Annotated in this window: 6 protein-coding genes; 3 read left to right on the forward strand and 3 right to left on the reverse strand. The window is 67.1% G+C overall.

Annotated features, from left to right (window positions below; translation table 11 throughout):
• Nucleotides 1–1,786 (reverse strand): acyltransferase family protein (locus B4F19_RS15490; protein ID WP_292736182.1); only part of this gene is annotated, 1,786 nt, incomplete at its 3' end.
• A gap of 170 nt (nucleotides 1,787–1,956) precedes the next feature.
• Nucleotides 1,957–3,141, reverse strand: a complete 1,185-nt coding sequence (locus tag B4F19_RS15495) for a sensor histidine kinase (protein ID WP_292730457.1) — start codon at nucleotides 3,139–3,141, stop codon at nucleotides 1,957–1,959.
• A 241-nt stretch (nucleotides 3,142–3,382) separates the two neighbouring features.
• On the opposite strand from B4F19_RS15495, the gene B4F19_RS15500 reads away from it, so the two are divergent.
• The 3 genes from B4F19_RS15500 to B4F19_RS15510 all read left to right on the forward strand — a co-directional run bounded on the left by B4F19_RS15500 (nucleotide 3,383) and on the right by B4F19_RS15510 (nucleotide 7,650).
• The gene (locus B4F19_RS15500) at nucleotides 3,383–4,906 is read left to right on the forward strand and encodes a SulP family inorganic anion transporter (protein WP_292736185.1); all 1,524 of its coding nucleotides are present in this window, start codon (nucleotides 3,383–3,385) and stop codon (nucleotides 4,904–4,906) included.
• A gap of 269 nt (nucleotides 4,907–5,175) precedes the next feature.
• Nucleotides 5,176–5,910, forward strand: a complete 735-nt coding sequence (locus tag B4F19_RS15505) for a hypothetical protein (RefSeq protein WP_292736190.1) — start codon at nucleotides 5,176–5,178, stop codon at nucleotides 5,908–5,910.
• Between the two features lie 57 nt (nucleotides 5,911–5,967).
• On the forward strand, nucleotides 5,968–7,650 hold the full coding sequence (locus tag B4F19_RS15510) for a carbohydrate-binding domain-containing protein (protein WP_292730463.1): 1,683 nt from the start codon (nucleotides 5,968–5,970) through the stop codon (nucleotides 7,648–7,650).
• Between the two features lie 42 nt (nucleotides 7,651–7,692).
• On the opposite strand, the gene B4F19_RS15515 is transcribed toward B4F19_RS15510, so the two are convergent.
• Nucleotides 7,693–7,974: AAA family ATPase (locus tag B4F19_RS15515; protein WP_292736188.1), on the reverse strand; the 282-nt coding region annotated here is incomplete at its 5' end.

The following is a 7,974-nucleotide window of genomic DNA, read 5'->3' on the forward strand; positions in this document are numbered from 1 at the left end:
CCCCACCGGAAGTCCGAAGAGCCGTGAAACGGCATCCGTAGAGCCCCATCGTGGTTGCAGAGATCTGACCGCCGCTGTTCTCGGCCATCGCCCGGAACGCAGGAGCGTAGGCCATCGCCGTCGAGTCGCCGACAAGGTACAGGTGGGTCGGCGCGTCAGCGCTCCCCCACGTGCACGCCGCGGGGTCTGGCATCACCGTCGGCGAAAAGCAATCGTGCGCCGGATTCGCTCCGGATGACTGCGCCATGACCTCGTCGAGGGACGGACGCAGTTCCGGCCACGACGTCGCCGTGACTGCCGCAGCCAGCTCCGCCGGCAGCTGTGCCGTCGGGTCTGCCGCCGGCGCCGGAGCCGAGGGATCAGCAATTGCCGGCGGCTGAATGAGCGGGCCCGCGCCGGACGTGGAATGAACCCACGTCGCTGTTGCCAGGGCGACAGCGAGCAGACCCGCCGTCGCCAGGAAGATCTGAGCCCCGAATCGCTCACGCCAGACTCGACCGGGCTCCGCCTCGTGTTCGGGCGCCGCCTCGACCGCAACCGGGGCTGCACCATCATGCGCAGCGGACGGCGACCACGGTCCCGTGGGGGCGGCCGGACCAGTGGACGCAGCCGGAGGCACGGGAGGCACGGCTGGCGGTGTCGCCCGGCGGCTGTCGGGGAAATACCGCGTTCCCGGCGTCCATCCCGCGGGCCGAGTCGAGGTCGCAGCACGGACTGCGGGCCCGGTGCCCACCGGTGGCGCCGCGGGTGGCGCCACCGGTTCGGATATCGAACGATCGGGCACCCTCGGCATCCGGGCCCCCAGCCACGGGGCGTACCGCAATGGCTGTTCGACGACGAAGTACGAACCAAGGCTCAGCACGGCGATGGCCGCCAGCACGATCCAGATCATCTGATCGGACTCGGGAAGCAGTGCAGCGGCGAAGACGATGACGGGAAAGTGCCACAGATACAGCGAGTAGGACATGTCGCCGACGAAGACGCTCACAGGGTTGGTCAGCGGAAACAGGTGCCGTTGACGCGGATCTCCCGCCGCTCCGCCCGCGAGCACGAGAGAGGTTGCGATGACCGGCAGCGCAGCCCACGGCGCCGGAAAGCCGGCAGCGGTGGGTTCGATGATCAGGACCGAGACCACCGCGCCGGCGAGCCCGACCCATCCCAGCACGATCCCGACCGGTCGCGGGATGCGTGCGAGCAACGGAACCGCTGCAGCGAGAAGCGCACCGGCGGCCAGTTCCCACGCCCGTGTCAACGTGGAGAAGTAGGCGAGGGTCGGCTGCGCCTCAGTCTGCGCGAGCGCCCATACGAAGGATGCCGCGACTACCGCTCCCGCAGCGATCCCCACCACGATCCGCATTGCTCCGCGCCCACGCGCGGCAACGGGCATCAGCAGCACGAGAACCACGAGCAGACCCGGCCACGCGAGGTAGAACTGCTCCTCCACCGACAAGGACCAGAAGTTCTGCAGCGGCGACACGGCGTCGGCGGCGTGAAAGTAGTCGGTTCCCTGGGCGGCGAAGCGCCAGTTCGAGACCAGCAGCGCAGCACTGGTGGCATCCCACAGTGTCTGGTCTGCGCGAACGGTGTTGAAAAGCGCAAAGGCGGCACCGACTACCGCGCCCAGGGTGACGAGCGCAGCGGGAAGGATGCGACGGGCCCGGCGCGCGTAGAACCCCCCAGCGACACGCGGCCACGACGGCTGATCTCGGAGAGCAGCATCCCCGTGATGAGGAAGCCGGAGATCACGAAGAAGATGTCGACCCCCACGAATCCCCCGGCGGGCCATCCGACGGCGTGCGCGCCAAGCACCGCCAGGCGGCAAGCGCGCGCAGGCCCTGGATGTCGCGGCGCGGCGCGGTGGGGGAAGCGGAATCGGGAGTCATGGCAAGGCCGCCGACAATTGTCTGGGAGCGCTTCCACACCCCGGCTGTGCGCTACGGTCGCCGCGTCGGCCCGTCAGTTCAGGCCGGGCGGGTTCGGCAGCGTGATCTGCACCCGCGCGCCGCCGAGCGGCGAGTCCTCAAGGATCACATGGCCGCCGTGGGCCTGGATGATGCGGCGGCAGGTGGCGAGTCCGAGACCCAGTCCCTCGACGCCCACGGCGTCGCCCCGATCCATCAGATCGAACACGCGCCGGCGAAGGTCACGGGGCACACCCGGCCCGTTGTCGTCGACGGTGATGACAGAACCTGATGCGGTTCCCGTTCCCCTCACCTCGACGTGCGGCGTGACGCCCGCGGCCGCTGCGAACTTCACCGCGTTCGCCACGAGGTTCTGGATAACAACCCCCAGGAGCGTGCGGTCGGCCCAGACCTCGAGATCGGCATCCACCGCGATCGTGGCAGACGTCGCGGCGATGGGCGCACCCAGATCAGCGATGACGTCGGCGGTCAGCTCGTCGAGGCGCACCGATTGAGGATGCGGCGCCGCCGACCCACGGCGCGCATACTCGAGCAGGCCGGCGATCATCGCGGCCATCCGGTCGGCCGCGGATTCGGCGTGCGCGAGAGATCGGGCTGCCTGCGGTGCCCGCTCGATGTCGGGGCTGTCGGATGCCAGCTCCAAGAAGCCGGTCAACGCGGTCAGCGGATTGCGAAGGTCGTGGCTGATCTGCCCCGCGAACTGCGTGAGCATCTCATTGGTCGCGGTGAGCTCGCGGGTAATGCGCCGCAGCTCGAGGACATCGATGACCTGCCGTGCAAGAACATCCAGTCCGCGCCGGGTGTCGTCGTCAAGCTCCCGAACGTCCTCGTCGAACACGCAGAGCGTCCCGATGATCGCGCCGTCAGGTGTCACGAGTGGGCTCGATGCGTAGAAACGCACCCAGGCGATGTCACCCATGACGAACGGGTTGGCGCGGAATCGCGGGTCCTGCCGGGCATCCGAGATCACGATGGGCGCCTGCTCTGTCAGAACGGCGACACACATCGAATCAGTGCGGGCGCAGACCGCCGGTTCGAACCCCTCTGCCGCGATCTGGTGTTGGAAGCGATCATCGATGATGTTGATGACGGCTTTCGACACCTCGCACAGCATCGCCGCGAGGCGGACGAGGCCCTGAAGCTCAGACGCGGGTGGCGACGTGATCACGTCGTAGCTGTCGATCGCCTCCAGCCGGGCCGCCTCGTCGACTGTCGTCATCCGTCGTTCCCCTCACGCCCAATCAGGATCAGGATACGGCGTGCCCGCCCCTGCGAGGGCCGCGAGCGCCGGAGTCAAACCTCACGAACTCCGCAATCTTGCACGTTCCTCGCAGCATCCAGCCGAACGGATGCGGAGTACGGGTGATTCTGCGGAGTTAGGGACGCCCAGTCACTCCCAGGTAGGGTGGTCGCCGCCATCCCGGCGCCACACCAGGGCGCCCGATCTCCCCTGGAGTGCCGTGACCGATACCAGCCCTGCGCGCGAGAACTCTGCCCGCTACCGCATCGAACCGACAGTGCTGCAGGCACTGCGAAGCCCGAGGCTGCTCACCCGAGAGGTGCTTGCGGGGCTTGTCGTTGCCATCGCGCTGATCCCGGAGGCCATAGCCTTCTCGATCATCGCGGGCGTCGATCCGCGCCTGGGCCTGTTCTCGTCGTTCGTCATGGCGGTGGCTATCGCGTTCCTCGGCGGCCGGCCCGCGATGATCACCGCTGCCACGGGCGCCATCGCGCTGGTGGTCGCGCCGGTGGCGCGCGAGTACGGCGTCGACTACCTCATCGCGACAGTGATGCTCGGGGGGCTCATCCAGATCGTGTTCGCCGCCCTCGGGGTGGCCAAGCTCATGCGCTTCATCCCGCGCAGCGTCATGGTCGGCTTCGTGAACGCGCTCGCGATCCTTATCTTCGTCTCGCAGTTTCCGCAGCTCATCGATGTGCCCTGGCTCGTCTACCCCATGGTCGCCGCGGGACTTCTCATCATGTACCTCATGCCGCTGTGGACGAAGGTCGTCCCCGCACCCCTGGTGGCGATCGTGTTGTTGACCGCCGCGGCTGTCGTCTTCGCCATGAACATCCCCACCGTCGGCGATCAGGGGGACCTTCCCGAGAGCCTGCCGACCCTGTTCATCCCGGACGTCCCTTTCAGCCTCGAGACACTCCAGATCATCGCTCCCTACGCGCTCGCGGTCGCGGTGGTCGGCCTGCTCGAGTCACTCATGACCGCGAAGCTCGTCGATGACATCACCGATACGCACTCCCGCAAGACGCGCGAAGCGTTCGGGCAGGGCGGTGCGAACATCCTGTCGGGCCTTTTCGGCGGCATGGGCGGGTGCGCGATGATCGGCCAGACGATGATCAACGTCAAGGCCTCAGGCGCTCGCACGCGCATCTCGACGTTCCTCGCCGGGGTCTTCCTGCTGATCCTGGTGCTCGTGCTCGGCGACATCGTCGCGGTCATTCCGATGGCAGCCCTCGTCGCCGTCATGATCGTCGTCTCGGTCGCGACCTTCGACTGGCACAGCATCCGCCTGTCGACCCTGCGCCGGATGCCCAAGAGCGAGACTGCCGTCATGCTCATCACGGTCATCGTGACGGTGTGGACCCACAACCTCGCGATCGGCGTGGTCGTGGGTGTGTTCGCGGCGATGGTGCTGTTCGCCCGCCGGGTCGCGCACTTCGTTCAGGTGCGCCGAGAGATGGATGCCGACGCATCAGTTCCGACGGCGCGCTACACCGTCGACGGAGAGCTCTTTTTCGCCTCGAGCAACGACCTGACCACCCAGTTCGAGTACTCCCACGATCCCGACCGTGTTGTCATCGACATGTCCAACTCGCACATCTGGGATGCCTCGACTGTCGCGGCATTGGATGCCGTCGTGACGAAGTACGAGCAGCGCGGCAAGCGCGTCATCCTTGAGGGGATGAACGAGGCGACTACCGACTTCCACGGCAGACTCTCGGGGGAACTCGGCGCCGGCCACTGAGGAGTCCCGCCGCGCCCGTTGACCACCCCGTGGACCGAACGGTCGACGAGCACTCCCAGCCAGTTCGTGGTCGGATCATGCCCAGCGCTTGATCATCCGGCAGGTGGGACACAGGGTGCGCCGACAGTCGGCATAGCCCCGATGCGTACCCATAGAGGATGGCTGATTCACCCTCGACCGCCGACCACCCTCCACGCGATGCATCCCGTGCGACACAACCGGGTGCCGTGACGCTCCCGCGGAAAAGCCGTCGGCTGCGGCGGGCAGTGATGGCGGGCGGGCTGGTCGTGGTGCTCGCGGCCGGCGGAGGGGCGTGGTGGGCCGCAGACCGATTCCTGATCGAGCACGTGGAGATCGCCGATGTCTCGGCCTACGAAGCCTCGTACGGGACACCATCGAACGCGACAGAGACGGACACAGACACCGACACTGACGCCGCTACCGACACCGAGGCGGTGATCACCGACAACTCCTACACGTCGGGCGACACGTCGATCACGATCAGCACGGTGCAAACCGGGAGTGGGTCCGACGCCGTCACGTATTACGTCGCCGATGTTGTGCTCGGTGATGCCACCGATCTGAGGTCTGCGTTCGCCAAGGATCAGTTCGGTGAGAACATCACCGAACTCACCTCGGCGATCGCTGCCGACAACTCGGCGGTGTTCGCGATCAACGGCGACTACTACGGATTCCGCGACACCGGCATCGTCATCCGTAACGGCGTCGTGTATCGCGATGAGCCGGCACGCGAGTGGATCGAACCAGACGGCGGAGGCTTCGAGCTTCCCGGCATGACGATCGTCGAAACCAAGTCCATGTCGCAGGCGAGCGAGGTCGACAGGATCCTGTGGCGCCTGGGCGCGCGGCCCGTGTCGCTGAGCAAGTATGCGACCGGCCTTGCCGCGCTTCACCCCGAACTTCCCCGCAACAAGTGGTCGCGCCTCCTGCGCGGTCCCTTCGCCGTCGGCTCACGAGAGGAGACATCATGCGCCGCCGCCTAGCCCCTCCTGTTCGCCCCCCTTGTCGTGACCGGTGTGGTCCTCGCGGGATGCACCGCCGTGACGACATCGACGGCAGAGTCGACCACGGCTGATACCGCGGTCATCGAGACCACCGTGACCGTCGACTCCGACCTGGCCGCCGAAGCCGTGCTTGCCGCCAACGAGGACTACGCGACCGTCAACGATGATGAGTGGGATGCCGCATCCGCCGTCGATGTCACCCTGAGCGGTTCGTCGGAATCCAGCTCATCGGACGCTGTCGCGATCGATGGTTCCACGGTCACGATCACCGCTGCCGGCGTCTATCGACTCAGCGGGGATCTCGCGGGATCCGTGATCGTGGCCGCACCTGACGATGCGCTGGTCGTGCTGATTCTCGACGGCGCGACAATCGAGAACACATCCGGCGCAGCGATCGATGTGCAGACCGCTGACGACGTCGCGATCTACCTGGAGTCCGGGACGACCAACGCCGTCTCAGACACATCCAGCTATGCCGATGAGGCGGAAGCGAACGCCGCGATCTACGCCGCCACAGACCTCACGATTTCGGGCGACGGCACGCTCACGGTGGACGGCAACGGCAATGACGGCATCACCAGCACCGACGACCTCGTGATCCTGTCGGGAACGATCGAGGTCGACGCCATCGACGATGGCCTGCGCGGCAAGGACGCACTCGTGATCGAGGGCGGCACGGTCACCGTGACCGCGGGCGGGGATGGTCTGAAGAGCGATCAGGATGACGATGCTACGCGCGGCTACGTGCTCATCGCCGATGGGACAGTCCAGGTCACCGCTGGTGACGACGGGATTGCCGCTGCCACCGACGCCGTCGTCACCGGCGGAACCGTCACGATCGAGGCGGGCCGAGGCGCAGACGCCGCGCTGTCGGCGGACGCCGATCCGAAGGGGATCACCGCCGGCGTGGTCGTCGCCCTGGACGAGGGCACGGTGAACGTCGACGCAGCCGATGACGCCGTACACAGCGACGGATCGGTCGGCATCGGTGGCGCCGATGTCACCCTGTCGACGGGTGATGACGGCATTCACGCGGAGCAGACCGTGGAGATCCGATCTGGCGAAGTGACGGTGACTGAATCTTACGAAGGGATCGAAGGAGCCGACATTGCTATCTCGGGGGGCACGGTCGACGTCACCGCGAGCGATGACGGTCTCAATGCCGCCAGCGGCAGCTCGAGCGGCGGCATGGGTGGCGGCGGGATGCAGAACTCAGGCGAGACGCTCACAATCTCGGGCGGCATCGTGACGATCGATGCCGACGGTGACGGCCTGGATTCCAACGGCACGATCGTGATCTCGGGCGGACAGACCGTCGTCTTCGGTCCGACGAACAGCGGGAACGGGGCGCTCGACTCCAACGGTGGCATCGAGGTCACCGGCGGCACGGTGCTGGCGCTGGGAAGCTCGGGCATGGCCGAGACACCCGACTCGACGTCGTCCCAGTCGTGGGTCGCGGCATCCGTCTCCGGCTCAGCCGGCACGACCGTCACGATCACCGACTCCAGCGGCACCGTGCTCGCCGAGGTGACCTCGCCCAAGCAGTTCGAAACTGTCGTGTTCAGCTCGGCGGATGTCGCAAGCGGCGCCACGTATACCTTCAGCACCGGCAGCACCACGGTCTCGGCTCAGACCGGAACCGCGCTCTCGGGCGGTATGGGCGGCGGTATGGGCGGCGGAGGAATGGGCGGTGGCGGAGGCGGTGGTCAGCGCCCCTGATAAGAGCGGCGCGTGAGGCGGGTGGCCCAACGGCTACCCGCCTCACGCACGAAATCGTGCCAGAAACTCTCTCGTTCGGTCCTCGCGCGGCGCGCCGAACACCTGGGCTGGGGTGCCCTCCTCGAGCACGCGCCCCTCGTCGAGGAACAGCACGCGATGCGCGACATCGCGCGCGAAGGCCATCTCGTGTGTGGCCATCAGAATGGTGGAACCCTCCTCGGCGAGCTGACGGACGAGGCCGAGCACCTCGCCGACGAGCTCCGGATCCAGCGCCGAGGTGATCTCGTCGAGTAGCAGCACCTCGGGGTCGGTTGCGATGGCCCG

The organism is Microbacterium sp. UBA1097 (genome assembly GCF_002313585.1).
Classification (GTDB): domain Bacteria; phylum Actinomycetota; class Actinomycetes; order Actinomycetales; family Microbacteriaceae; genus Microbacterium.